General features: G+C 52.6%; 23 protein-coding genes. 13 read left to right on the forward strand and 10 right to left on the reverse strand.

Annotated features, from left to right (window positions below; translation table 11 throughout):
* The first annotated feature begins 429 nt into the window (after positions 1–429).
* Both P40081_RS30460 and P40081_RS30465 read left to right on the forward strand, forming a co-directional pair.
* Positions 430–1,401 carry an aldose 1-epimerase gene (locus tag P40081_RS30460; RefSeq protein WP_042139841.1) on the forward strand — a complete coding sequence of 324 codons (972 nt, stop codon included), beginning with the start codon at positions 430–432 and terminating at the stop codon, positions 1,399–1,401.
* A gap of 101 nt (positions 1,402–1,502) precedes the next feature.
* Entirely contained in the window at positions 1,503–1,736 is a 234-nt protein-coding gene (locus P40081_RS30465; RefSeq protein WP_039307200.1) for an alpha/beta-type small acid-soluble spore protein, read from the forward strand.
* A 133-nt stretch (positions 1,737–1,869) separates the two neighbouring features.
* Here P40081_RS30465 and P40081_RS30470 read toward each other — a convergent pair whose 3' ends face one another.
* The gene (locus P40081_RS30470) at positions 1,870–2,280 is read right to left on the reverse strand and encodes a hypothetical protein (protein WP_042139842.1); all 411 of its coding nucleotides are present in this window, start codon (positions 2,278–2,280) and stop codon (positions 1,870–1,872) included.
* Between the two features lie 385 nt (positions 2,281–2,665).
* On the reverse strand, positions 2,666–4,465 hold the full coding sequence (locus tag P40081_RS30475; protein ID WP_042139843.1) for a M3 family oligoendopeptidase: 1,800 nt from the start codon (positions 4,463–4,465) through the stop codon (positions 2,666–2,668).
* Between the two features lie 104 nt (positions 4,466–4,569).
* On the opposite strand from P40081_RS30475, the gene P40081_RS37945 reads away from it, so the two are divergent.
* Together P40081_RS37945 and P40081_RS30480 are read left to right on the forward strand one after the other, a co-directional pair.
* Positions 4,570–4,725 carry a YycC family protein gene (locus P40081_RS37945; RefSeq protein WP_076248154.1) on the forward strand — a complete coding sequence of 52 codons (156 nt, stop codon included), beginning with the start codon at positions 4,570–4,572 and terminating at the stop codon, positions 4,723–4,725.
* On the forward strand, positions 4,722–4,952 hold the full coding sequence (locus P40081_RS30480; protein ID WP_039307194.1) for a hypothetical protein: 231 nt from the start codon (positions 4,722–4,724) through the stop codon (positions 4,950–4,952). Before P40081_RS37945 ends, P40081_RS30480 begins: the two co-directional genes overlap by 4 nt.
* A gap of 121 nt (positions 4,953–5,073) precedes the next feature.
* On the opposite strand, the gene P40081_RS30485 is transcribed toward P40081_RS30480, so the two are convergent.
* Entirely contained in the window at positions 5,074–5,778 is a 705-nt protein-coding gene (locus tag P40081_RS30485; RefSeq protein ID WP_042139844.1) for a DUF2225 domain-containing protein, read from the reverse strand.
* A 27-nt stretch (positions 5,779–5,805) separates the two neighbouring features.
* On the reverse strand, positions 5,806–6,189 hold the full coding sequence (locus tag P40081_RS30490) for a globin domain-containing protein (RefSeq protein WP_042139845.1): 384 nt from the start codon (positions 6,187–6,189) through the stop codon (positions 5,806–5,808).
* Between the two features lie 434 nt (positions 6,190–6,623).
* Between P40081_RS30490 and ylbJ the strand changes: the two genes are divergently transcribed.
* From ylbJ to P40081_RS30510, 4 genes are all read left to right on the forward strand, one after another.
* On the forward strand, positions 6,624–7,874 hold the full coding sequence (gene ylbJ, locus P40081_RS30495) for a sporulation integral membrane protein YlbJ (RefSeq protein ID WP_042139846.1): 1,251 nt from the start codon (positions 6,624–6,626) through the stop codon (positions 7,872–7,874).
* A 79-nt stretch (positions 7,875–7,953) separates the two neighbouring features.
* A complete protein-coding gene (locus P40081_RS30500; protein WP_039307186.1) occupies positions 7,954–8,751 on the forward strand; it encodes an NAD kinase in 798 nt (265 codons plus the stop codon).
* Positions 8,752–8,967: 216 nt separating this feature from the next.
* Positions 8,968–10,149 (forward strand): copper amine oxidase N-terminal domain-containing protein, encoded by a 1,182-nt coding sequence (locus P40081_RS36815; protein WP_081970246.1) that lies wholly within the window; start codon positions 8,968–8,970, stop codon positions 10,147–10,149.
* 34 nt (positions 10,150–10,183) lie between these two features.
* The gene (locus P40081_RS30510) at positions 10,184–11,635 is read left to right on the forward strand and encodes a S41 family peptidase (RefSeq protein ID WP_052422092.1); all 1,452 of its coding nucleotides are present in this window, start codon (positions 10,184–10,186) and stop codon (positions 11,633–11,635) included.
* A gap of 165 nt (positions 11,636–11,800) precedes the next feature.
* On the opposite strand, the gene P40081_RS38825 is transcribed toward P40081_RS30510, so the two are convergent.
* The gene (locus P40081_RS38825) at positions 11,801–12,562 is read right to left on the reverse strand and encodes a YutD family protein (RefSeq protein WP_156118735.1); all 762 of its coding nucleotides are present in this window, start codon (positions 12,560–12,562) and stop codon (positions 11,801–11,803) included.
* A gap of 316 nt (positions 12,563–12,878) precedes the next feature.
* Positions 12,879–13,784, reverse strand: a complete 906-nt coding sequence (lipA, locus tag P40081_RS30520; RefSeq protein ID WP_039307183.1) for a lipoyl synthase — start codon at positions 13,782–13,784, stop codon at positions 12,879–12,881.
* A gap of 223 nt (positions 13,785–14,007) precedes the next feature.
* Between lipA and P40081_RS30525 the strand changes: the two genes are divergently transcribed.
* On the forward strand, positions 14,008–15,123 hold the full coding sequence (locus P40081_RS30525) for a M23 family metallopeptidase (protein ID WP_052422093.1): 1,116 nt from the start codon (positions 14,008–14,010) through the stop codon (positions 15,121–15,123).
* A 25-nt stretch (positions 15,124–15,148) separates the two neighbouring features.
* Here P40081_RS30525 and P40081_RS30530 read toward each other — a convergent pair whose 3' ends face one another.
* A complete protein-coding gene (locus P40081_RS30530; RefSeq protein ID WP_042139847.1) occupies positions 15,149–16,849 on the reverse strand; it encodes an alpha amylase N-terminal ig-like domain-containing protein in 1,701 nt (566 codons plus the stop codon).
* A gap of 118 nt (positions 16,850–16,967) precedes the next feature.
* Between P40081_RS30530 and P40081_RS30535 the strand changes: the two genes are divergently transcribed.
* Positions 16,968–17,984: a LacI family DNA-binding transcriptional regulator gene (locus P40081_RS30535; RefSeq protein WP_042139848.1), complete on the forward strand. Its 1,017-nt coding sequence runs from the start codon at positions 16,968–16,970 to the stop codon at positions 17,982–17,984.
* Positions 17,985–18,216: 232 nt separating this feature from the next.
* Here the strand turns inward: P40081_RS30535 and P40081_RS30540 are convergent, their stop codons facing one another.
* From P40081_RS30540 to P40081_RS30550, 3 genes are all read right to left on the reverse strand, one after another.
* Positions 18,217–18,885 (reverse strand): alpha/beta hydrolase, encoded by a 669-nt coding sequence (locus P40081_RS30540; protein WP_042139849.1) that lies wholly within the window; start codon positions 18,883–18,885, stop codon positions 18,217–18,219.
* Positions 18,886–19,006: 121 nt separating this feature from the next.
* Positions 19,007–19,585, reverse strand: a complete 579-nt coding sequence (locus P40081_RS30545) for a hypothetical protein (RefSeq protein WP_042139851.1) — start codon at positions 19,583–19,585, stop codon at positions 19,007–19,009.
* Between the two features lie 29 nt (positions 19,586–19,614).
* Complete coding sequence (locus tag P40081_RS30550) at positions 19,615–20,151, reverse strand: hypothetical protein (RefSeq protein WP_042139852.1); 537 nt, start codon at positions 20,149–20,151, stop codon at positions 19,615–19,617.
* A 274-nt stretch (positions 20,152–20,425) separates the two neighbouring features.
* Here P40081_RS30550 and P40081_RS39585 point away from each other — a divergent pair, with 274 nt between their 5' ends.
* From P40081_RS39585 to P40081_RS36820, 3 genes are all read left to right on the forward strand, one after another.
* Positions 20,426–22,540 carry a DUF6385 domain-containing protein gene (locus P40081_RS39585; protein ID WP_231575221.1) on the forward strand — a complete coding sequence of 705 codons (2,115 nt, stop codon included), beginning with the start codon at positions 20,426–20,428 and terminating at the stop codon, positions 22,538–22,540.
* Between the two features lie 163 nt (positions 22,541–22,703).
* A complete protein-coding gene (locus P40081_RS30570; RefSeq protein ID WP_042139854.1) occupies positions 22,704–24,770 on the forward strand; it encodes a glycosyltransferase family 2 protein in 2,067 nt (688 codons plus the stop codon).
* Positions 24,767–26,587 (forward strand): tetratricopeptide repeat-containing glycosyltransferase family 2 protein, encoded by a 1,821-nt coding sequence (locus P40081_RS36820; protein ID WP_052422094.1) that lies wholly within the window; start codon positions 24,767–24,769, stop codon positions 26,585–26,587. Before P40081_RS30570 ends, P40081_RS36820 begins: the two co-directional genes overlap by 4 nt.

Here is a 26,587-nt window from a genome sequence, read left to right on the forward strand (position 1 = left end):
CCATCATCTGTTTATTCCGTTTGCGTCAGGACGCAAAAAGGCCCCACATCCGCAAGGGACGTGAGACCGTGGTACCACCCTTATTCGCTGCTCCTAAGTTATCCCTGAAGGACAGGCAAGCAGCCTTAGCTTCCGTTAACGGGGAAGAGCCGGCCGGTCTACTGAAGGCTTATGCAGCCCGTTCGATCGCGGCGCTCAAGGGTCCATTCGGTCAGAGGTGCACCACCGGTTCACATCAGCCACCGGCTTTCTGAAGGTACAGTCCATGCTTACTTGTCCCTGTCATCACGTTGTTGTCATTCATTGTTGCCTTCATCATAGAGCGTGCCGGAGAAGTTGTCAAATCTCTAACCACCGCTGAATAAATCTGGTATGATAAGGATATTCGTGTATGATCTGATTACAGTTTATCAAAGGAGCATATCTCTTATGAAACAGGTGACCAAAGGGCAGTGGAACGGTTATGATACGTACATTTTGCATAGCCGTGAGCTGGAAGTCACGCTTTTGCCCCGGCTGGGGAACAATGTAATTTCCTTATGGGACCGCAAGGAGGAGCGGCAAATCCTGCGCCAGCCTGATGAAAGCGACTTGGCTTTTTATATTCAGAAACCTTATCACTTCGGTATTCCGCTTCTGGTACCGCCCGGCCGTATCCGAAACGGGCAGTTCGCGTTCGATGGCACCAGCTACCAGTTCGACCGGAATTCAGGCGATCATCATATTCACGGCCTGCACCGTACCCAAGCCTGGTGTGTCAGCGATATTGAAGAAGACGAGGAAGGCTGCGCGGTAACAACCGAATTCACAACTACGGATGATCCGGAGTGGATCAGGCAATTTCCCGAGCCGCTGAAGCTTGAGATGACATTCCGCCTGCAGGGGCCTGACCTGGTGCAGACACTCAAGGTTACCCATCTGGGCGGCAGTCGCATTCCATTTGGTATAGGCTATCATACATGGTTTATGCTTGACGGCGCCCCTGAGCGCTGGAGCATAACTCTCCCTGTGCAAAGCGTTTATGAGCTAAATAATGAACTCCTGCCTAGCGGACATTTATTACCGCTCGGTGAACTCGATAGTCTTAACAGCCATATGAATCTCCAAGGCAAGAATCTGGATACGGCCCTGAGGATGGATGATCATCAGCCTGCCGAAGCGTTACTGATGCGCGATGACGGCTACGGACTGCGTTATTCGGTGGACAAGGAACAATTCCGCCATTGGGTCCTCTATACCAAAGGAGAGGCTGACCAGTTCCTCTGCATTGAACCGCTCACCTGGCTTCCGGATGCGCCGAATCTTCAGCAGGACGCTTCCTTCACCGGAATGGTCACGCTTGAACCAGGCCAGATACTCGTGTTCGGCAGCAGCTTGCAGATGATTTATCCCGGCGGGTAAATTTCATATAATTACCAGCCTCTAAACCTTCGAAATTCGTGCATGAATTCTCCCCCTAGCGCTCATACTATCTTCACAACGGGCGAAGGAGGTGAACAAACATGGGTCAAGCAGGTCAACAAGGTCGTGGTAGCCGTTCTAACAACCTGGTCGTTCCTCAAGCGAATGCAGCGCTGCAGCAGTTGAAATATGAAGCAGCACAAGAACTTGGAGTAACTATCCCGGCTGACGGTTATTATGGGAACTACACTTCCCGCGAAACCGGTTCTTTGGGAGGATACATCACCAAACGTCTGGTGCAACTGGCAGAGCAACAACTGTCCGGTCGTTCGTAGTAGCAGCCTTATCATAAGTATCCGGCCAAGCGCATAGCTTAGGCCGAGCAGCTTCACAGCCCTCCCGCGCTTCTCGTCGAAGCGCAGGGGGGCTTTTTATATGGGCATACCAAAGATATATATAATCGGGTAATCAGCCAAAGGATTGGTCAGAGACATCGCCATGGTTACTGCGGGGGTAGCGGATCATCAGGTTGGCCATATTGTAATTAGACTCCAGTGTCGCATCCACAACCACCATCCCCTGGCGGACGGCAAATTCATAGCTGATCTCGCCATGAGTCCAGCGCTTCTTGTACTTCAGGCTCTCCAGAGCCATCACCCGGAAAGAAGATTGCTGACCCGCAGTCAATCCTTCCTGCTCCGCTGCATAGCTCCCGCTGCGCCCGGCAAGCGGATTATGGCGGATGCCGAACTTGCCGATGACGTTATTTCTGATTTGCACAAATACGATACCGGAAGTCAATCCTGACAATTCTTCCTGCAGTTCCTTAAACACCAGATCGATTTGTCTTGCCAGCGATAGTTGTTCCGTCCTCAACATACATATCCTCCTAGAAGTTTTGTGGGTGATACAAATTCCATGATTCAGCTTCACAAACACGTTTCGTAAGCTATGGCTTAAGTTTTGTGTGGGCAAAAATACAGAGTAGTAAAATATCAGCCTAACAGCCCTTATATAAGGCTTTAGGCACATTATAGGTCACTAATTAAACGCATACAACATTATTCAACATAATTGGGTTATTATCCCTAGGAATGCGCAAATTTCTTAATACTATTAGCTAAATCCATCCTTATATCGCCCTTTTTCGACAAAAACGCTACTAAAAAAGCCCCTGTATCCAGGGGCTTTGCGTATTCATACCATATTCTACAGCTATTGTTTTACTGCAAAAAAATCAATTCGCCTTATTTCCGACAAATTCTTAGGCCAGATGCGCTGTCATTTCCAGGAATTCATTAATATCTGCAGCAATCAAATCTGCGGCCCCCTGCCAGAAGTCCGGCTTGGACAAGTCCACGCCAAGATGCTTCGACACCAGATTCTCCAGTGTCATGACTCCGGTATCCTTCAGCAGGCTGTCATATTTATCAGCAAAGGATGCGCCTTCCTGCAACGCAAGCCGGTACAGTCCGGTACTGAACATATATCCGACGGTGTAAGGGAAGTTGTAGAACGGCACATCCGTGATATAGAAATGAAGCTTGGAGGCCCAGAAATGCGGGTGGTACTCTGAGAGCACACCGCAGAAGGCTTCTTTCTGCGCTTCTTCCATCAGGGCAGAGAGTTCTTCCGCATTCACCAGACCCTCTTTGCGTTTCTCGTAGAAGCGGGTCTCAAACAGGAAGCGGGCGTGAATATTCATGAAGAACGCTACGCTGTTCTGAATCTTCGCTTCAAGCAGCGCCAGCTTCTCCTCAGCATTGCCTGCGGATTTCACCTGTGCATCAGCCACTATGACTTCAGCGAAGGTTGAGGCCGTCTCAGCCACGTTCATGGCATAGTTCTGATTGAACAGCGGCTGGTCATCCAGCAGGAACGAATGATAGGCGTGACCGAGCTCATGCGCAAGCGTCGATACATTGGACGGAGTACCGCTGTAGGTCATAAAGATGCGCGATTCTTTGCTCTCCGGGAATGATACGCAGAATCCCCCGGGGCGTTTGGCCGCACGGTCTTCGACCTCAATCCAGTCATTGTCAAAAGCATGTTCGGCAAAGTCCGCCAGCTTCGGACTGAATTTGCGGAACTGGGTAACAATGTCGGCTGCCGCTTGTTCATAAGGGATTTTGCCGGAGGACTTGCCGACAGGCGCTTCCACATCAACCCAGGCCAGGGATTCCAGGCCAAGAAGCTTCGCCTTGCGCTGCAGGTAGGACACTATCGCAGGCTTGTTCTTCGTAATAACCTCCCACATCACATCGAGCGATTCCCGCGTCATACGGTTAATGCCAAGCGGCTCCTTCAGCACATCCTCCCAGCCCCGGCCTTTGTACAGCTTCAGGCGGAATCCCGCCAGATGGTTAAGGGTATCAGCACAATAATCAGCAGCGCCGGCCCAGGCCTCTTCCCATTTGCGGAACATGGTGCTGCGGACCTCAGGGTCCTCGTCATCCAGCTTGTTGAAGGCTTGGCCGGCAGACAGCAGCTTCAGGCCTTCTTCATCCTCAAAAGGAATCTGGACCCGGCTCACGATCGTTTCGTAATGCTCGCTCCAGCCATGGTATCCGTCAACTGCCAGTTCAAGCGCAAGGCTCTCAAGCTCCGGACTCATCTTCTCACGGGCCTGATCACGGCTCTCGCTGAGCACGAAGCTCAGCGGGGCAATCTCCGGCCGGGCCATCCATTCAGCCCATACCCCGTCCAGAGTCTGGCGCAGCACATTGTCGAATGCAGAGCTGACGCCCTCGAATCCGGCCCGCATGCCAGTTACCTTGGACGACAGCCTTACAGCCCCTTTGTCCTGCTGATTCTGGGCTCCCAGACAGCCGGTGAATTCTGCAGCCTGCGTGAGGCGTCCGGCACAGCTCTGCAGCAGTTCGATCACACCGTCCAGCGACTCCGTAGAAGCAGCATCGGTTGGCGCAACTGCCGCAGCGACCTGCCGGCGCAAGCTCTCAATGTCTTCTTCCAGATGGTTCAAAAAACTCTCAAACTGGGGGGAAGCCGAACCTCCAGGGAAAATGGATTCCAGTTCCCAGGTCAATGATAAAGGCTGTTTCATGTATTCTCACCATTCCTTTGTTCATATTGGTTTTCTTTGTATTTGTGCTGCAGCCATGGTAAAGTGAATTACGATAGTCCACCAATGTTAAGGAGGCCACCCTTGTGAAGCCACTGCAAATTTCGCCGGAAACGGCCATTACGTTATCCAAACAACTCGGAGTTCCGCTGGAACACCTGATGCATATGCCTCAACATATCCTGCTGCAAAAAATCGCCGAATTATCCAAGAAAGCAAGTACAGAGCAGGACAAGGAATGATTCCCTTTAGCCATACCTGGCCTTATGATATTATTCTGGGAGACATGTACGTACAATATTGCCCGTTCTGCGACCAGGAGAATGTTCTTCTGCCTATGAAGCCCAAAGAGCTGCAAATCGTGCGTGACGGCAAAAAAAAGCTGCTGGTCTTCCCCTGCTGCAGTGCCAGCCCCACGGTCATCGACAATGATGGGGACTATCTGCTGTTCGACCGGGCTGTCCGCTAAGCAGCGGAAGACAGTGCCCCGCTTCCGTCACCAAATACAGGCGTATGAGGAGTTTTCTCTTCTACGCCTTTTTGGTGTCCGGATGACTGCGGACCGACATTCAAAATCCAAGTACGGTTCTCTATGTAGCCGACGGAAGGCCGTCCGGATCAATCTCTTCTCCGCGCATCTGCTCCCGCAGAATGGCCCACTGTTCACGTGAAGCGCGGATCATAGCCGCATCTGTAATTCTCTGGTCATTAATCACACGGGAAAACCACCTTACAGCCACAGTGAACTCGCCGACACGGCGGTTAAGCTCCCCGATCAGATACATCAGACGGGCATCATTTCCTCCCGAGGAATCATTCTCGAACACCTTCACATACTCATCAAGCGAGTAACGCAAGAAACGCTGTTCCTGTACCGTATCCCCTTGATAGCGGTATAGCCAGGCAATATGATGCAGCAGACTTGCAATGATCCGTTCCTTGTCCTTGATGCTTTGTGCGCAGATCAGAGCCAGCTTGTAAGTCTCCAGAGCTACCTCCCAGCTGCGCTTGTCCCCGAAGTCTCGGGTTACCCAGCGTCTGCCCACCTGCGCTTCAAAAGATTTGCGCTGCCATTCCACCAGTTTGTCTGCTGAATTCTCCGTGGATGCGAAGCCGCACTTCGGACAGACACGTACAACATAATAGTCAGGATTCTCATCCTTGTAATACGAGCAGAAATCAGCATCACGGCGGATGGCTTTTTTGAGACTGGGACGTACTCTGGATGTTGAAAATTCATGTTCGCAGTTGCAGCATACAACCTTAATTGAATACAGGGGTATTAATTCCGGCAAAATGCCCTCATCCTTTCACAGCAGCTCTTATTCATGGGGCATATTGACAAAATGATGCGCAGGACCCGCCAGCCGGCTGAGTACGAACGAACGCAGGGGCTCTTCCACACCGGTCTCTTCAAGTGCGGCCTTCATGCAGTTCAGCCAGTCATCCGCCCGTTCCGGAGTGATGGGAATATGCATATGCCTGGCTCTCATCATGGGATGGCCGTGCTGCTCCGAATAAAGGGCAGGACCACCAAAAAACTGGCTTAGAAACTGATATTGTTTCTCCAGTACAGGAGTAATATCTTCAGGAAATAACGGACTTAGCTGCGGGTGGAGCTGTACCTTGGAGTAGAACACTTCCACCAGACGGTGAACCCCCTCGGCACCTCCCAGGTTGTCAAACAGACTCTCATTCGAATTCATTGGAGGCTTCAGCCTTCTTCCCTGTTAATCTGACAAGCAGTTATTTTATTATACCAAAAAATAAGCTACACAGTTATCCCTGCCTTAAGACATGCATCCTAAGGGAAAAAAACACAAAAAAAGGCGCCAAACCTAAGTTCAGCGCTCGTTAACTACTGTAGTTTAGTCAGTAGGTTCTAAATTCTTCATCACCAGGCGGGACAAGAGAGACCCGGATTACATATACAAAAGCACAAACAAGAACTCCGGCAACTACACTCATCACCATCACTCCATCCCTTAAATCAATCTTGATCAGATGTGCATTAATTAATTTTATAATATCATAATTCCGGTGAAAAAGCACCGGTAAATGTAACCGCTTTCTGCGTTATTTTTGTGCTGTTTGTCCCACTTCCGGCATACAACTAAGCATAGAATTGGAGGTGCCATCAATGTCACTGAACAAAATTGCCGGCCCGCTGCTCGGTATCCTGCTGGCGGGCTGCATGCTGCTGATGCTGATCCATCCGTCCAGCTCTCTGGATGCGGCACTTCGCGGGCTGGCTGTCTGGTGGGACGTGCTGTTTCCTTCACTGTTCCCCTTCTTCGTCATTTCTGAAATCATGCTGGGCTTTGGCATCGTCCACCTCTTCGGGGCGCTGCTTGATCCGCTTATGCGCCCGCTCTTCAATATACCCGGCAGCGGCGGATTCGTGGCTGCCATGGGATATGTGTCAGGATATCCCGTCGGGGCCAAATTAACCGCCAAGCTGCGGGAGCAGGGAATGATCAGCAAGGTGGAGGGGGAACGGCTTGTGGCCTTCACCACCTCCTCAGACCCTATTTTCCTGCTTGGCGCCGTGTCCGTCGGGTTCTTCCATGATGCCTCCCTTGGGCTTATCCTCGCCCTTGCCCATTACGGGGGCGGATTCATCGTTGGACTGCTGATGTCATTTCATGGCCGCAGCAGACACGTGGACTCCGGGACAGCTCCCTCTCTCCCCGCAGCGCCCTCATCTGCAGCCCCGTCAGGACCAAGCTACGGCAGACTGCGCACCGCGATGAATGCCATGGCTGAAGCCCGCCGTAAAGACGGCCGAAGTCTCGGCGAACTGCTGAGGAACGCCATCCAGTCCTCGCTGCAGCTTATTATTGTCGTTGGGGGCCTGGTAGTATTCTTCAATGTGCTGATGGAGCTGCTTGCCCGCGCCGGAATTATGTCCATGCTGTTCAGTTCCACCGGCCGGCTGCTGTCCCTGGCCGGATTCCCGCCGGGGCTCTCGGCCGCTCTGGTCAGCGGGTTATTCGAGGTGACACTCGGGGCCCGCTCGGCCGGAGAAGCGGCTGCAGGAATTCCGCTGCAGTTCAAGGTGGCCGCTGCAGCGTTCATCCTCTCCTGGGGAGGATTATCCGTTCACGCCCAGGTAGCCAGTATACTGAATGGCACCGGACTGCGTTACCTTCCCTTTATGGCCGCACGGTTAGTGCATGCCCTGCTCTCTGCCGGGCTTGTTCTTCTGCTCTGGAAGCCGGTGGTCAGCTCAGGAATGGCCGGACAGTGGGGGGCGCTGCCCGTTGCCTCCGGCCTGGCTTCACCGGATTCGGCCCTGATCAGCAGCATCAGCCTGCTCTGCCTGCTGCTGGCCTGTATGCTTGTGCTGTCGCTGCTGTTGCTGCTGGCGGGCAGGCTGCGGCGTTTTTAACTCATTCAAATATTGTGTTCCGGGTCAAGATTGATTATGATCGGTGTATGACTGAATCATACAAAGGAGCCTGTACATCTTGAGATATTATGTTCTGGACCGCGGAGATGAATTGTCCATCCAACTAGCGGAGCAATTTCACAAGCTGGCGGCGGAGCGGGATTTGGAGCTGGATGCCAAGTCTCCGGAAATTGTGATATCGATTGGCGGCGACGGCACCATGCTGCATGCTTTTCATACGTTTATCGACCAGATTCCTAATTTGGCTTTTGTCGGTGTGCATACCGGGCATCTAGGCTTCTATGCGGACTGGCAAGCTGAAGAGCTGCCGACCCTGATCGATTATATGTGCGGAGATATAGGGCCGCATAATCCACGCATGGTGCAGTATCCGCTCCTTGAACTGGAAATTCACAAGAAGTCCGGTTCAAGCTCGCATATTGCCCTGAACGAATTCACACTTAAAGGCGTAGACGGAACGGTTGTCATCCAGATTGATATTAACGATGTAACCTTCGAAATGTTCCGCGGTGACGGCATTTGCATCTCTACCCCCTCCGGCAGTACCGCTTATAACAAAAGTCTGGGAGGCGCCATGGTGCATCCCACGATCGAGGCGCTGCAGATTTCGGAGATTGCTTCGATTAATAACCGGGTATTCCGCACGATGGGTTCACCGCTGCTGCTGCCCAAGCATCATCACTGCGATATTTTCTCGCGCAAGGATCAGCGTCTGCTGCTGACCGTGGACCATAACAATATTCCTGTGGATGATCTGATCTCTGTACGTTGCCAGGTGTCCGACAAAAAAATCAGTTTTGCCCGGTACCGCCCTTTCCCTTTCTGGAACCGTGTCCGTGAAGCGTTTCTAGTGTAGGATTTCTGGGGAATAGAAGGTATCCGAACCAAATGATACGTCTGCTTTCCATTGCTCTTACAGCCGGAGATGCCCCGCCTCTCCGGCTTTATCATGCCGCCTGCCCGGAGTCCTGCTACCTCCGGAGCATCGTTCATAAGAAATGGACAGAGGGAATTTTCAAATGGTATAATGAACCTATTTTACAAAGTTTGCTAATTAAAAGGAGAGAATCTATTGAAAAAACTACTATCCCTCATTGGCGTGAGCCTGCTGGCCCTCATACTGGCCGTTCCCGCTTTTGCAGCAGAGAAACCTATCAAAGTCTACATAAACAACAGCAATCTTACCTTCACCGCCGGAACCCCTTATCTGAAGGATAATACGGTGCTGGTGCCATTCCGGGTTATATTCGAGAAGCTCGGGCTGCAGGTGCTATGGGATTCCAAGACAGGAACAGTTACAGGGACAGGGACAGGCCTGAATATCAGCCTTAAGGTCGGCAGCAAACGTGCTACTGTCAACGGTACGGTCAAGCAGCTTACGGTTGCTCCGGTATCCACGGCAGGTACAACTTACATACCGCTGCGTTTCATAGCTGAAGCCACCGGCGGAACAGCCGTCTGGGATTCAGCCAGCCGGAGCGTGAAAATTACAGTACCGCAATCCTCCTCCAGCGATGAGAAGGATATTACAGCACTCATTCAATTATCCAATAAATATTATAATGAAGAAAAAGCCATCAGCTTCTACTCCCTGGTGGATTCCGAATCCGATAATATGGAATCTGTAACGGATATGAATTCCCTGTTCGAGCTGTACGACCTCAAGAATACCATTACAAGCCTTAAGATTCTGAGTCTTGCCGGAGACGAGGCTACTGTCTACACTGTCGAAAGCTCGGTTAGAACCGGCGGTTATTATATCCCGGATGAGCAGTTCGAATATTTGTACACACTGGTCCGTAAGGACGGGTCCTGGAAAATCTCCGGAATGGAGGTACAGGAATCCACTGTGCTGCTTACACGCGAGCAAGGCATGAAGCAGGCGGTGCTTCCACAGGGTGACGCCACAGTAATCAAGGATAATCTCAGCAAATATTATCAGAACATGACTACCCAGAATGTTGATGGAACCATGGCACTAATGACCTCTTACGGTGAGGAATACGACGCTGCCAGTGCAGCCGATCTGCAGGATCTTTTCGATTCCTATGATCTCAGCTACTCGCTGACAAATGCGAATATCTACTATTATGCGGCCGACGAAGCTGCGGTCTACACGGAAGTCTCAATAAAAGACGGTGAATCGGGAGAGAGCTACACCCAGTCCCTCATCTTCATTCTGAGCAAATCGGAAAGCGGCGCATGGACCATTGACGACACTTATCACATCAGCTTTGATAGTGCGCAATCCTAGAATATCAAAATATATCAAAAGGATGTATGAACTTATGAAATCAGCCAAGATCCTTACTGCAGCCCTAAGCGGCTGCTTGGCTTTATCCATCGCTTGGGCTCCTGCCGCTTCGGCCGCAGACGCTGCTGCTTCCACTGAAGCAGTGCAATCCTCCAAAACGGATATCATCAATGAAATTATGGAATATCTTGAGTACTACAATGTGGAGGGTATTGATCAGGATACGCTCATCCGTGGTGCGATTGACGGCATGGTAAGTACGCTGGATGATCCCTACAGCCAATATTTCGATCAGGCGGAAGCCGCTGACTTCGGCCACGCGGTTGATCTGGAATATGTCGGCATCGGCGTCCGGCTCGTATATACGCCCAAAGAACTCTACATTGAAGAAGTGATGAGCGGTTCCCCCGCAGAGAAAGCCGGTCTGAAACGCGGGGATATCATTCTTAAGATCAACGGTGTAAGGGTAGATGATACGGCAGGCGATGAGCTTGCCGGCGCGTCCGGCACGAAGGTCTCTCTGCTGATCCAGCGGGACGGCGTTAGCAAATCCTACAGTGTTACCCGCAGTGAAATTACCACAACATCCGTTACCAGCACAATTATCGGGTCCAAGGTTGCCTATATTGCCATCAACGGCTTCACACAGACCGCTGACGAAGAGTTCTCCACAGCGCTGGATAAAATGCGGGCAGCCGGAATGAAGTCACTGGTGCTCGATCTGCGTGACAATACAGGCGGCTACATGGATAGCGCCCAGAATATTGCCGCCAAGTTCATGGATGCCGGTATCATGATGTACACCTCCGATCAGAGCGGCGTACTGACACCTGTAACGATCACAAGCGGCAGCAAAATCGGCGTTCCCGTTGTTGTACTGACCAATGAATACACCGCCAGTGCTTCCGAAGCTTTGACCGGGGCACTCCGCGACAACAAACTGGCTACAATCGTCGGTACCCGTTCTTACGGCAAGGCGCGGATTCAGAGTCTGATTCCCATGTCGGACGGCGGCGAGCTGAAGCTGACAACGATGAAGTATCTGACTCCAAGCAAGGAGGATTTCAACCACATCGGACTCGCTCCTGATATTGAGATCAAGGGCAAAACAGCCCAGCTGATCACCGCTCTGCAAATCGCCGGTCTAACCGGAATCACAGCCTCCGGTGACAATCATATTCTCGATATCAACGGTGCTGCTTTTGCCGGAAATGTCGGTCTGATCAAGCAGGGGGATAAAGTCTATGCCTCCTCCCGCGTACTGTCCGCGCTTGTAGAGAGTGAAGTAACCTGGGACGCGAAGAACAAGAAGGTGCTGATTACGACCGGAGCCGGCAAAAGTTCGGGATTCACCCTGGCCGCCAAAGAGGCGCTATACCAGGACGGCGAAACCTTCATCGAGCTGGGTGCCTTCAAGAAAAAGTTCCCGCTGCTTACGTGGAGCTACAACGCTGCCCAGAATCAGCTGAAATTATCGGTTAAATAATTGGACTCCATAGCTAAAATACTGCACTGACATCGAAAGAGTCCCTCCAGCCATGTGGCTGGAGGGACTCTTTAAGTTATCGGCAGCGCCTAAGCGACACTGCGGGAGAATGCACCGAAACACCGGAGAAAACCTGGAGAATAACCGCCCCGTGAACAGGCGTTGCTAACTTTGGCTGTTATTCGGGTTCTGGCTGTTCTGGCTATCCTGTTTGTTTTGATTGTTTTGATTGTTTTGATTGTTTTGATTGTTTTGATTGTTTTGATTGCTTGGGTTATCTTGCTTGTTCTGTCTGTTGGGATTGTTCTCTCTATTCTCTCTGTTCTGCTTATGATTATTCGAGTTGCCTTGATTGCCACCCTGATTCCCCTGCTGCTGGCCTCGGCCCTGGAACTCTTTGTGGTTCTTCTTGCCTTGCTCCTTGTTGCGGTGATTCCGGCTCTGGTGTTCACGCACAGGTCTGTCTTTGGCAGCATGCTCCCGGCCCGAACCGCCTGCGTTATCCTTGTCCCGGTTTCCTCCCTTGGACGGGGATTCGCGGTGATCTTTCACATTCCCTGCCGGCTCGGCAGACTCCTGCTCCAGTTCTTCCTCCGTTCCCGGTTCAGGAACTTCCTTAATCAGAATATCCTTGAAGGTTCCCTCCTGCGGAGCTTCCTTCAGCTTGTGCAGCACAAAATATGCACAGCCAAAATTACAGTATTCATTAATGTAATCCACCATGCCTGAAATAGCCGTATCCCGGTTCACCTTGGGGTGATTATCCCGGTAGAAGCCTTTCAGACGCAATTGGCTGTACCCCCAGTCACCGATAATATAATCGTAGCGGTCCAGCACCTCGCTGTATCTTCCGCGAAATGCTTCCGGGTTCCAGCCGTCCTTATGATCGAGCATGAGCTCGTAACCTTTTCCACCTATAACGATCAAGCGTGTGTCGCCTGCCTTTCTATGAGAGGGTTGGGGGCGTTGATAAGCCGTCATTCCGCGACTCCATCAACGCGGAGGGGTGGTGCAACCGTACACCCCAGGACCTCGCCGCTAACGCGCCATTGGTCCTTTCCCCTTCTTAACAACTGAAACCTGAAGCCATAACCTTAAGGCTAAAGCATAGAGCCAATTTAAAGCTAATACTTTAAAAAAGCATTTAAAACCTATCCCCTGTGACTCCGTCACGTGGCAAATTTGCACAGCAAATTTTTGTAAAGATTACATTATAGAACGCACATAAGATTAAGCACTACACTTAAGCCTGGGAAACCGAACGCGCCTCACGCGCAACCGCAGCAGACTTCACCTGATCATGCGCATGATAGGAGCTGCGCACCAGCGGACCCGCCTCCACATGGCTGAAGCCGCGCTTCATTCCCTCTTCCTTCAGCATAGCGAATTCTTCCGGCGGATAATACTTCTCCACGTTCAGATGTTTCGGCGAAGGCTGAAGGTATTGTCCTAATGTCAATATATCACAATCTGCCGCTCTCAGGTCATCCATCGCCTGCAGAATTTCGTCCCACTCCTCGCCGACCCCAAGCATAATGCTCGATTTCGTTGGAATATCCGGCTTAATCTCCTTCGCGCGGCGCAGCAGCTCCAGGGAACGGCGGTATTTGGCTCTGGCCCGGACACGGTCCGACATGCGTTCCACGGTCTCAATATTGTGATTCAGAATATCCGGATTGCTGTTCATCACGATCTCCAGACTCCCGCGGTCGCCCAGGAAATCGGGAATCAGTACCTCTACGCTGCACAGAGGAAGACGCTTACGAATAGCGGCTACCGTCTCGGCAAAAATCTGCGCGCCCCCATCCTTAAGATCATCGCGGGCCACGCTGGTAACCACACAATGCTTAAGCATCATCCCTTCTGCAGCTTCAGCTACACGTTCGGGTTCGAGCAGATCGAGTTCAGTCGGCAAGCCTGTATTTACAGCGCAGAAACGGCAGGCCCGTGTGCAAATATCACCCAGAATCATGAAGGTTGCCGTACGGTTCGCCCAGCATTCATAAATATTCGGACAGCGCGCTTCTTCACATACGGTATGTAACGTCTTGGAACGCATCATGCCCTTAATTTCCTGATAATCTTCACCGGTGGTTAACTTGATTTTGATCCAGTCTGGCTTGGGCTGTTTGGCTGTTCTATTAGTCAAAATGATGAAACCCCGCTTTCGATCTGAATGTCATTTTCATAGTTAAAAGTTGCTGCCTCATATTATAGCATGTGGAATAGTCATTTGCCTGTTTTTGTGAACCTTTGGGCGGTAACGGATAAAAATAACGCTTTTGCTTCAATCTAAAGAAAAGCACCTGCAAGGTGCCATTTCATGAGGATGTATAGATGACTAAGCGTCCGGAACACAGGAGGTTGAGATTATGCCTGCCCTATTCAGAAGTTATAACACCCGGAGAACCCTTATATGCATGTCGGCAGCCGCCTTGCTCTGGGGCAGCAGCCCTGCTATGAGTACCCCCGCCCACGCTGCCCGTTATCATAAGCTGCCGTTGCTGACGTCCAGCGGTCCCGTAGCCGCAGACAGCAAAGAAGCCGCCGCCGCTGCACGCAAAGGGCTCTATGAACAGATGAGTGCAGCAACCGGAATTCCCTGGTTCCGGTTCGCTGCGATTGATCAATATGAACGGTCTGTCGCCAAAAAGAAAAAAAGCCCTGCGGCGTCAGAAACAGACCCTGCAGCAGCTCCCGCCCGGCTCACCGGTATCTCCATCCCTGCCCCCGTATGGTCCGGACCCCTGAACCCTAATCAGGAGGATAAGTTCCCGGAATCCATCACCTTCTTCGGCGGCTTCGGCCGTGACGGCACGGGAGACGGCATTGCCGATCCCGGGAATGACATTGATGTGCTCTATAGCATGGCAGAGCATCTGCTTAAGTACGGCAGATCCTCCAGCGACTTCAGCATCGGCATCTGGGAGTATTATCATAACGGCCGTGCAGCTCAGCGGATAGCCCAGTTCGCCAAGCTGTATGAGCATTTCGGGCGGCTTGACTTGTCAGGCAGCGCCTTCCCGCTGCCGATAGGTACGAACTACGCCTACCGCAGCACCTGGGGAACAGGCCGGAGCTGGGGCGGGGCGCGTGTCCACGAAGGGACGGACTTGTTCGCACCGCATGGCTTGACCGTCCGCAGCACCTGCTTCGGAGTGGTGGAGACCAAGGGCTGGAACCGTTACGGCGGCTGGCGGATCGGCATTCGTGATATCGAGAACCGCTACCATTATTACGCGCATTTGATGGGTTATGAGAAGTCCTTATCCCGGGGGGATATTGTGATTCCAGGCCAGACCATCGGCTGGGTCGGCAGCTCCGGCTACGGCAGTCCGGGCACCCAGGGCAAATTCCCGCCCCATCTGCATTACGGGATCTACCGTGACCGCGGAATTACCGAATGGGCCTTCGATCCCTACCCGCTGCTCAAACAGTGGGAGAACCAGGAATTCCGGCAGCTCAAAAAAAACAAAAATAAGAAGTGAGCCTCTGCTTCATGCAGATCTTCATTTAATGCAGCATCAGGCAGCCAAACGGCTCAATCTCCACAAGCATCCGCTTATCGGTGCGGATGGTGAGTCCGCTCAACAGATCAACCAGCACAGTTTTGTCCGGGCGGTAATTGCATAGCTCAAGCTGGTACGCATTAGGAGAATTATTGATAATAAGGCCCATCCGGTCCTGCTCACTGCGCCGCACATAACCTAGGACATTGCGCGGCTCGTCTGTAAACCACGGGCGGAATCCGCCTGTCCGCAGCACTTCATGTTCTTTTCGCAGAGAGATCAGCTGTTTGTACCATTCCTGCAGCAGGATATTCTGATCCTGAGCCTCCCAGACCATCGGCTGCCGGCAGTGGGGATCCGTAGCCCCTTCCATTCCAACTTCATCACCGTAATAAATCATGGGCAGACCTATATAGGTCATCTGGAAAAATACAGCCAGCTTCATCCGGCTTAAGCTTGTGGATTCACGGTCCCAGCCCCTCCCTCCCTGCTTGCAGGCAGTCAGAAAACGCAAGGTGTCATGGCTGCCCAGCAGCTGGAACATAGCTGAATTAGCCTGATCATTATAGAGGGCTTCCTGGTGCAGCACCTGTTCCATGAAGCGGACCGGGCCCGCAGATTGTCCGGCAAAAAACTCCAGCACCGCATCCCGCAGCACGTAGTTCATCCCGCCGTCGAACTGGTCTCCCCGGAGCCACGGTCCGGAAGCATGCATAATCTCACCAATCAGCAGGAGGTCGGGGAACTCGGCCTTCAATTCCCGGCGGAACCTCGGCCAAAAGGCCGGGGATACTTCATTGGCCACATCCAGCCTCCATCCGTCGATTCCCGCCTCCCGTACCCAATACTTGGCTACCTCCATCATATAATCAGCTACATCCGGATGATCCATATTCAGCTTCGGCATGCTGGCTTCCGCTTTGGCGAAGGTCTCATAGCTGGGAACCGGCGCCTGGCGTACAGGGAAAGAACGGATATAGAACCAGTCTTTATACGGCGATGCCTCTCCCCGCTCCAACACATCTTTGAAGGCAAAGAACGTATCCCCGGCATGATTGAATACCGCATCGAGCAGAACCTTCATCCCGTGTCGGTGTGCTGTATCAACCAGCATTCTCAGATCCTCCATCGTACCAAAGCCCGGGTCCACCTTGTAATAATCGGATGTATTGTATTTATGCTCAGAAGGCGATTCGAAGATCGGAGTCATATAAATGGCGGTCACACCCAGCCCGTGCAAATAGGGGATTTTGTCCGCAATGCCTTGTAACGTCCCCTGGTTGTAGCTGCTGGGATAAATCTGATAAACAATCGCATCTGCAGTCCAGGAAGGCAGCAGGGTTGCCTGCGGACGGTGAATATATGCATATTGAAAAGCCCCTGCCTGCTCCCGGTTCTCCGACATTCCCCTCTCTCCATACCATACATTTTCCCCTGCGGGATTCTTGATATGGAACTGGTACCGGCATTTGCCGGTCTCCGTCCGGAGTACCGCCTCATGAATGTCATAGGCCCCGGCAGAACCGGTCCGCTCCATCTCCTGCGGAAGCTCGCTGCCGGGTGAATCGTAGCGGTCGGAATGGATAACGGTACAGCAGAGCGACTGTCCGCTCTGCACAAATAAACGCAATTTAAGGGTGCCGGGACCTGCCGGGAAAGCGAAAGGGTCCTCAGCCGTATGGTACAGAAACAAATGCTTGGACATCAGGTTCAGTCTCCTTTGGTACTGCATAGAGTAGCTTGCACAATCTGTGTTATTATGGCAGGTAGAACGAGTTCACTGTCATGGAATACAAATACCGTTATGACCGAGAGGGATCGCTATGAAAGTTACGATTAAGGATATTGCCCAGGCGGCAGGAGTTGCCAAATCCACCGTATCCAAGGTAATGAATGACTCTCCCAAAATATCCGAGGAAACGAAAACCCGGGTCAGGGATATTATTAAACAGATGAACTATACTCCCAGCAGTATTGCCACCGGACTTGCCAGACAAAGCAGTAATACGGTCGCAATCCTGATCGATATGTCTAAGGAAAGCGAATTTTTGAATCAGTTCTTTTATAACATTATCGGCGGGGTGGAGAGCGTCATCGGACCTCTGAAATATGAGCTGACCATTGCCAACATTCAGCATGATCAGGCTGAGGGGCATTTCCTGCACAGACTGGTGCTGAATAAGCGGGTGGACGGTATCATTGCCAACACTTCTGTGCTGACTCCTGAGCTATGCGCAGAGCTTAACAGGCTGGAGTTCCCCTATATCTCGATCGGTGAAATTAATCCTCCAGGAACATGGGTCGATTGTGACAATGAGCTGGGAGGAACCGTGCTGACTAAGCATCTGCTGGAGCAGGGATATTCCTCGGTTGCTTTTATTGGCGGCGAGCAGAACGAGCCTCTGTTCCTGCGCCGTATCGCCGGTTATACGGCCACACTGCGTCAGGCGGGACTTCCGGTGCGCAGCGACCGGATTATCAATGGCAGAGCAGCCGAAGAGGATGGCTATGACGCGGCTATACAGCTGCTGCAAAGCGCAGAACCGCCAGATGCTATTGTCTGCATGAGTAACTTCTCTGCTTTTGGAGTGCTCCAGGCTGCCCGGGAACTGAATGTTCAGATTCCGGCGCAGCTGGGCATCGCCACGTTCGATGAATACCCGCTGTCTCCCTATACCACACCTCCGCTAACTTCACTCAATATGGATACCTTCCAGCTCGGGGTCTCCGCAGGACGGTTGTTAATGGACAGGCTTGGCACCACGGTCACTACTGAGAGCGGACAGCTGCTGGAGCCGGTGCTGATTCCAAGGTTGTCTTCCCTGCGAAGCAGTAAGTAGTCTGCGGACTGAATAGATTAAATGAGGCAATTCGTCCGAATGAATAACCCGGACTGGACTTGGCTGGGCTATACCGGCCCCATCCGGGGAAACCGGTTTCCTTAAATTGAAATTAACACGCACTATAGGCAATGTCAATGTGAAATCATACAATAAGAACTGCATGCCGAAGAGCCCCTTCCACTGAATTGTGAAAAGGGGCTCTTCGGCTTGTCCGTCTACCTTCCCTGAATTAATGACCGGAGCTGCGGATAAACTGCAGTACTTCCCTCATCATCGCCGGGCTCTCCTCGCTGTGGCAGACCATATGCCCGCTCTTTTCCATAATCAGCACCTGCTTGCGGCCGGAGGGGATGGTCTGCTCCAGATAGCCTGCACTTTTGAATTTCACCAGATGATCGCGCCTGCCCTGCACAATGAGGGTTGGCAGATCCATCTGCGGATAGATCTCAAAGCTCTCGCGGACCAGACGCTGAAATTCTCTTGTGGCCTTCGCGGGAGTGGAGCCCCATTTACGGATGTAATTCCTGATCATCTCCGGCTGCCCCAGCGTCCGCAGGATCTCGACCGGATTCAGCGGAAATACAGGGGTGGACAGCAAAGTCAGTGATTTGATCCTGGCCTTATATTGAACCGATAGATGGGAAGCAATCAGCGCTCCTGTAGAAAAACCTATCAGATGTACGCCCTCTGTCCGGGTCAGCAATGTACTCAGCTCATCCTCGGCGCTTTGCCGCCAACCCTGGCGGTCCGACTGGAGCAGATCACTGCGGCTGCCCCCGTGTCCCTGTAACGTAAACGTTCTGGACAGGCAATCATGCGCTCCGAGATACTGGGACAATGGAGCAACCTCATATTCGCCTCCGGTGAAGCCATGTATAAACAAGCAGCTATCCTTCATGTATCCTCATTTCACCCCTTATTAATATCCATTTTATCCATTTATAGAAAAATAAACCTTAACAGTGCTGAAGTCAAGGTTTACTCCCTTTTCCTGCTATGAACCGACTGCAAAACAGCGGTTATCTCTCCCACCAGGTCAGACTCAGCGCAGAGATAATGGTTCCGACCGCAGCACTTGAGGAGGTTACATTGATGCTGATTGCATTGTTAGGCGGAACGATGATACTTCCGGTAAAGGCCGGAGTAAATACTCCCGGCGCTAATTGATAAGTGGCTAATACGCTTCCTCCGGTGATTGCCGCGGTAGAGGACTGAACCGTCATGGCACTGGCCGCCGGGCTGCCCAGATTATTGTTCACCGGAGTTACAGTAGCAGGCGAAGTGATTGTGCCTCCTCTAACAATGGTAAAGGTTCCTGAGATGGAGGTCAGCAGCGAGGTCCCGCCGATACTGCCGCTTACGCGGGATAAATACAAGGTTCTGCCGCTGCCGGCCGGATTATTGATGCGCACTGTGATGATGGCAGAAGCAAGTCCCAGGACAATCGTTGCCGAGTTCGAAGCATTCGCCGAGAATAAAACGGCAGACTGGGAAGCGCTTATCTCCGGCGGTGCGCTAATGTCCGGTGCCCGAAAAGTATTCGTCATCTCTACATAGACCGGCTGGTCATTGTCATTAATTACATAATTATTAGGCATGAGCCGCTCCCTCCCGTTCGGGTCTGGTTCTAGTTCTCCCACCAGCTGATGTTCCCGGTAGCCGCTGTACTGCCAGATGCAATTGTAATGCTTATCGTAAGCGAGCTGCCGGGGGACAGAATTATTCTTCCGTCCAAATCAAGAATCACCGGACCTGTGGCCAGCAGCAGCGACATTAACGTTGCCGGACTTCCGGTGGGTGCCGCCGTTGCTGTCCGTGCAGTCGTCACACTGGTGACCGCGCTGCCGAAGTTATAGTTGACCGGGGTTACGATAGATCCCCCGACTGTTGCATTGCGCAGCAGTGTTAAGGTTACCGCTGCTGTCCCGGTGCTCGCGATTACGCGCGAAATATACACCGTACGTCCGTTGCCGCCCGGATTGGATACCTGCATCACAAGCGGAGCTGCAGTAGTAACTGTGGAAGCAAAGGAAAATCCGAACAATAAGCCTGACATGGCGGCTCCCGCCTCAGGAAGGGTATCAATACCGGGAGCAATATAGGTGTTGACCTGCTCTGTATACAGCGGCTGGCTGTTCTGGTTGAATACAGCATCATTGGGCATAGCTTTACCCTCCCTCGTTCTAGCATATTCTCATAGTATGCAAGGACGTCTGGCAGGTTGTTCGGTAATATGCGTATTTTTGCACCCGCAACCCAGTCATCCTCTTAAATTCTCCATATAGTAATATCACACCATTCGAATGGTCCAGCTTAAACGTACAGGCTTCACCCTGTTCCACCCGCCAGCTTATATATGCTTGAGACCCAGACGACGGTTTGGGTTTTTTCATGAGTAAGCAGACGATATCCATTCTATGAAGAAAGGATGAATAACTTTGCCGAATTTCAGTTCATTTCAAGCCAATCCGGACAATCTGCGCACGCTTATTTTCGGCCGGGACCCTTCGACTCTGATTGACCGCCCACTGACAACGGATGCCAGCGGAAATCTGACCACCGTTATCTTAAACGGAACCATCTCCAGCGTGCTCGGGGCTACGATTACTGCTGGTACATTAACATCTGCCGGTACAGTTACCAACATCCTTGCCGGTACGATTACTAGCGTGCTTGGCGCTACGATCACCGCTGGTACATTAACATCTGCCGGTACAGTTACCAACATCCTTGCCGGTACGATTACTAGCGTGCTTGGCGCTACGATTACTGCTGGTACATTGTCTTCGGCTGGTACAGTCACCAATATCCTCGCCGGTACGATTACTAGCGTGCTCGGCGCTACGATTACTGCTGGTACGTTGTCTTCGGCTGGTACAGTTACTAACCTGTTGGATGGTACGATTACTAGCGTGCTTGGTGCTACGATTACTGCCGGTACATTGTCTTCGGCTGGTACAGTTACTAACCTGTTGGATGGTACGATTACTAGCGTGCTTGGCGCTACGATTACTGCTGGTACATTGTCTTCGGCTGGTACGGTTACTAACCTGCTCGATGGTACCATCACTAGCGTGCTTGGCGCTACGATTACTGCTGGTACGTTAACCAACCTGCTGGACGGTACGATTACTAGCGTGCTCGGCGCTACGATTACTGCTGGTACGTTAACCAACCTGCTGGACGGTACGATTACTAGTGTGCTTGGTGCTACGATTACTGCCGGTACATTGTCTTCGGCTGGTACAGTTACTAACCTGTTGGATGGTACGATTACTAGTGTGCTTGGCGCTACGATTACTGCTGGTACGTTGTCTTCGGCTGGTACGGTTACTAACCTGCTCGATGGTACGATTACTAGCGTGCTTGGCGCTACGATTACTGCTGGTACATTGTCTTCGGCTGGTACGGTTACTAACCTGCTCGATGGTACGATTACTAGCGTGCTTGGTGCTACGATTACTGCCGGTACATTGTCATCCGCTGGTACGGTTACTAACCTGCTCGATGGTACCATCACTAGCGTGCTTGGCGCTACGATTACTGCTGGTACATTGTCATCCGCTGGTACGGTTACTAACCTGCTCGACGGCACGATTACTAGTGTGCTCGGGGCTACGATTACTGCCGGTACATTGTCTTCAGCTGGTACGGTTACCAACCTGCTCGATGGTACGATCACTAGCGTGCTTGGCGCTACGATTACTGCTGGTACATTGTCGTCAGCTGGTACGGTTACTAACATCCTTGCCGGTACGATTACTAGTGTGCTCGGGGCTACGATTACTGCCGGTACATTGTCTTCAGCCGGTACGGTTACCAACCTGCTCGATGGTACCATCACTAGCGTGCTCGGGGCTACGATTACTGCTGGTACATTGTCGTCAGCTGGTACGGTTACTAACATCCTCGCCGGTACGATTACTAGTGTGCTCGGCGCTACAATTACTGCTGGTACATTATCATCGGCTGGTACGGTTACTAACCTGCTCGATGGTACCATCACTAGCGTGCTCGGGGCTACGATTACTGCCGGTACATTGTCTTCGGCTGGTACGGTTACTAACATCCTTGCCGGTACGATTACTAGTGTGCTCGGGGCTACAATTACTGCTGGTACATTATCATCGGCTGGTACGGTTACTAACCTGCTCGATGGTACCATCACTAGCGTGCTCGGGGCTACGATCACTGCCGGTACGCTGAGCAGCGTAACCTCGATTTCACAACGCAGCTTTATTGAGCTGGCTACAACCGGAATTGCAACTTCAGATACCTACACGCCTTTGCCGGCCAATACTACCAGCGTACTGGGCACCTATTCTTACTTCATTGTGAATACCGGAGCCAATCCGGTGAATACCCGTGTTGAGATCAGCGCGGACGGAACTAACTATTTCGTGGATACTACAGGCGACAATCCGCTGCCGGCTGGTTCGGTTGACGTCATCGTGCCTGCACGGTTCCTGAAATACACCCGCCTGTCCTATCAATCCTCTACGCCGGGTGCGGCTTCTACGCTTAATGTCATTTTTGATGCACAAGGAACGTAAAAGAAATGCCCGTCATATGATGCAGAAGCAAAGAGTGCATGGATATCCATGTACTCTTTCCTGTGCAGCATTCTGCTTCTACATAAGACGGCAAAACGCGACCCTGTGCCTCAACTAGCAATAAGCAGTACCTAATGATATGGCCCGCCAAGGAGGAACAATCGTGAATAAACCTGCCAAACCAACGCTCGGAGTGCAGCTGATTGTCAAAAATGTAGCCGAGCTCCTGCCCTGCTGTCTTGCCAGTCTAAGCGGTGCTGATGAAATCATCGTTACCGATACCGGATCTTCAGATCAAACGATGGACATTGCCCGGGCTTATGGGGCTGACGTATATGCGGTCGGGTGGAGTAATGATTTCTCGGCAGCACGCAATTCCGGATTGTCCTGCGCGAATACCGACTGGATCCTGGTGCTGGATGCGGATGAAATATTGCAGACTTCCATAGAGTCAATCAAGGATATCCTGCAAGGCAGCACAGCCGAAGCTTATACAGTGCGCATAGAGAACTGGCTGGGGAGTAATCCGGAGGACCGTCTGTATCACAGCAATGTGCGGTTATTCCGCAATGGACAGGGCTATCTTTTCAGCGGAAGAATTCATGAAAGTGTAGATCCCTCTATTCTAAAAATACATGGAGCCGCCGCAATCGGAACCAGCAGCATAGAGATCATTCACCTCGGCTACCTGCCCTCCCTTATGAATGCCAAAAATAAAATCAGCCGCAACGAACAGCTGCTGCGCCTTGCGCTGGAAGAAGAGCCGGACGATGCCTTTTACAGCTATAATCTGGCGGTCACCTGCTGTCAGGACGGGCGGCTGAAGGAAGCCGAAGAACTGCTGCACCATACGCTTAGCCATGCTCCGCTTCAGGTCTCATACCGTCCGTCCATGATTCGTGATCTATGCAAAATCTATCTGGCCACCGGTAAAGTAAAAGCGCTCGACAGCCTCCTGACACGCGAGCTTACGCGTTATGGCGATTATCCCGACTTACACTATATTCAGGGACAGTCCTGGGAGAGCCAGGGGCTTCCTGATCGTGCGTATCAGTCTTACCAGCATGCAGTGGACACTTCCTCCGCCGCTGCTCCGCACAGAGCTTATGTCAGCGAACAAGGCATGGACAGCTTCCGCCCGCTGCACCGCATGGGGGTCATCTCACAGCAGCTTGGCAAGCAGGAGGAGGCCGCCCGTCTGTTCCACCGTTCACTGCAGCATCATTCGCTGTATCTCCCGGCGATGCAGGGTATCGCCTCTGCCTTCCAGCAGCTGGAGGTGCCGGATGAGGACATCGCAGGGCTGCTAATACAGCTGTCCGGTACCGGACAGAGCGCAGCAAGAGGCGCAATTATCCGCACTTTATATGAGCTTGGCGCTTATAAGGTAATTGCTGAGCTGCCGCCCGAGCTTTTTCCGCTGGAGACAGGTACTGTGCTGCTCATCCTCTCTTCCTGGGTCAGCACCGGGAAATATCATGCGTTCAGAAAGACTGCAGCCAAGCTGCGGGCACAACCCTTGCAGCTGTCTCCCGGGGAATTGGATACAGAGACTATGCGGCAGCTATGGCTCCTTGAAGCGGTCTGTACGTGGGAGCTTGGCGAGAAACTCCAGCAGGAGAAATGGTTGCAATCGCCTGCAGAGCTGCGCTCCGGATTGCTTTTTATCGATACACAGTTGTCGTCAGAAGCAGTCCTCCCGCAAGCAGCCGTTGCTGATTCCGGCCACTCTCCGCTCATTACCGAGGTAATCCGGCTCGCTGTGAAGCTGGAGCTTGTGACACTGGGTAAGCTGCTTGTGGATCGTTTCCCTGCTCATACAGGCGATCTGGCGGAGGTGCTCTATGAAGAAGGCTGGCGGGCGGAGGCGGGGGAATTGTTCATCCGTCTGGTCAGCAGCAAAGAAGCGCGGGGATCGACGCTGCGGTATCTCGGAGAGATGCTGGCGGATAAAAGGCATTATGCCGAAGCAGCGGACTGGTACCGGCTTTCGCTCGAAGAATCTCCCGGGGATGAGGCAGCTAGTGCCGGATTGGCGCTATGTTATTTGCATTTGGCGGAGTTGGGGCTCGGGGAAGTTGCAAACAGCTTCAAGGGGGAGCAGGCCCACGGGCGTCTTCAGGAGGATCGGACCACGACTGCCCATTCCATCGAGGTGCTGAACCGCACGCCCTGGCACACGACTTGGAATTACAGACAGCGGCAGAGAGGAGCAGACCTAAGCTTATGAAAAAAACACCGCGCAAACCGCTGATCTCCTTATGTATGATCGTCAAAAATGAAGCCGACACTTTGGCCCGCTGTCTGCAGAGTGTACGCGGCGTTGCGGATGAAATCATAATTGTGGATACAGGCTCCACCGACTCCACGGTCTCTATCGCCCGCAGCTTCGGTGCCCGGATCATCCCGTTCCCCTGGAACGGGGATTTCGCGTCCGCACGCAATGCCGGCCTGGCCGGGGCTCGGGGAACCTGGATTCTGGTGCTGGATGCGGATGAAGAGCTGGAGCCCGGGAGTAAAAAAGAATTGCTGGTGTGCGCGGAGCATACGGAGTATGAGGCGTTTTTTGTGCGGATTCATAACCATAAGGGGACGGACCGCGCCTCGCAGACCATTACGGTCAATCCGATCCTCCGCATGTTTAAGAGCCGCGCGAGCTATCGCTTCAGCGGAATTATTCATGAGCAGATCGCCGCTGTGATTGTGCAGGAAACCCCGGCCGCCGCGATGCATATGAGCACTGTCGTTGTTCATCATTACGGCTATGCCGACGGGGTTGTGGAGAAAAAAGATAAAATCAGCCGTAATATCGGGCTGCTTAAGGAACAGCTGAAGCTGAATCCCGGGGATGCTTTTCATCATTTCAATATGGCGGTTGAATATATGCGGCTGGGCGATTACGGGCATGCCCTGGAGCATATCCAGACTTCGCTGGACCATGTGGAGCCGGATACGAGCTATATTCATCTGCTGTATAAATACGAAATCCGCTGCCTGGCTGTAACAGGTGATCTCCCGGGTGCGCTGGAGGCTTGTGAACGGGGGCTTGCCCTCTTCCCGGATTATCCCGATCTTCATCATATAAAAGGGGCTTTGCTGCTGCAGGTGTCAGCTTTTGCCGAGGCCAAAGCTGCGCTGGGCCGGGCGCTCGACATCGGAGTTTCGCCTCCCGCCTACCATACGGAATCCGGTCTCGGCACTTATCTCACCCGGACGCTTCTGGGGCAGGCATGCCAGCAGATCGGCGAGGATAATGAAGCGATAGCCTGCTTCACCAGTGCGGCTCAGCTCCATCCGGAGCCCTTGCCGCTGGTCACACGGCTGGTGCGGCTATTCAAATGCGCCGGGCGTGAGCTTGAGATCAAGGGCTGGCTGGCCGAGCATTTGCCCGTCATCCTGGCGGATCAGCGCCCGGAGCTTGTGCGGCTGCTGGTAAGGGACGGTTGTTATGCGGCGGCGGCTGATGTGTTGGGCGGCGGAGTGAATAAGGGTGCTGCGGGGAAGCGGGCGGCGGGGGAACAGGTCGTTCGGGAGTTCCGTGCGGGAGAACGGGCTGCGGGGGAAACAGTTACGCGGGAGCGTGTTAAGGGAGAGCTTGCTGCGGAGGAACAGGTCGTTCGGGAGTTTGGTGAGGGAGAGCTTACTGCGGGGGAAACAGTTGCGCGGGAGCGTGTTGAGGAAGAGCTTGCTGCGGGGGAGGTTGGTGCAAATGAACGTAGTTCGGGGGCGCATGCTGAGAAAGGGCAAGATTACGCTGGAGAACCGGAGGCAGCATCTGCCGATTCTCTGCTTCGGCTGCTTCAGCGGGCGGAAGCCATTCCCGCAGCAGAGCTGACGTACGGCGATATCGCAGCGCTGCTTCAGCATCCTGCGATTGCCCGAACAACGGGCGGGACAATGTCCGCCTCCGAATCTGCGGCTTCAGCGGTACAGCCCTGGATATCCCTCGCTGACAAGGTACTGGCTACGCTGGAGGCTTCATCCGTCTTTTCCCCGGCGGCCGCAAGAGCACGTCTCGCACTTCCGCTTCCCAGACCCGCTGATTAG

Source organism: Paenibacillus sp. FSL P4-0081, from assembly GCF_000758565.1.
Lineage (GTDB): Bacteria > Bacillota > Bacilli > Paenibacillales > Paenibacillaceae > Paenibacillus_AQ > Paenibacillus_AQ phytohabitans.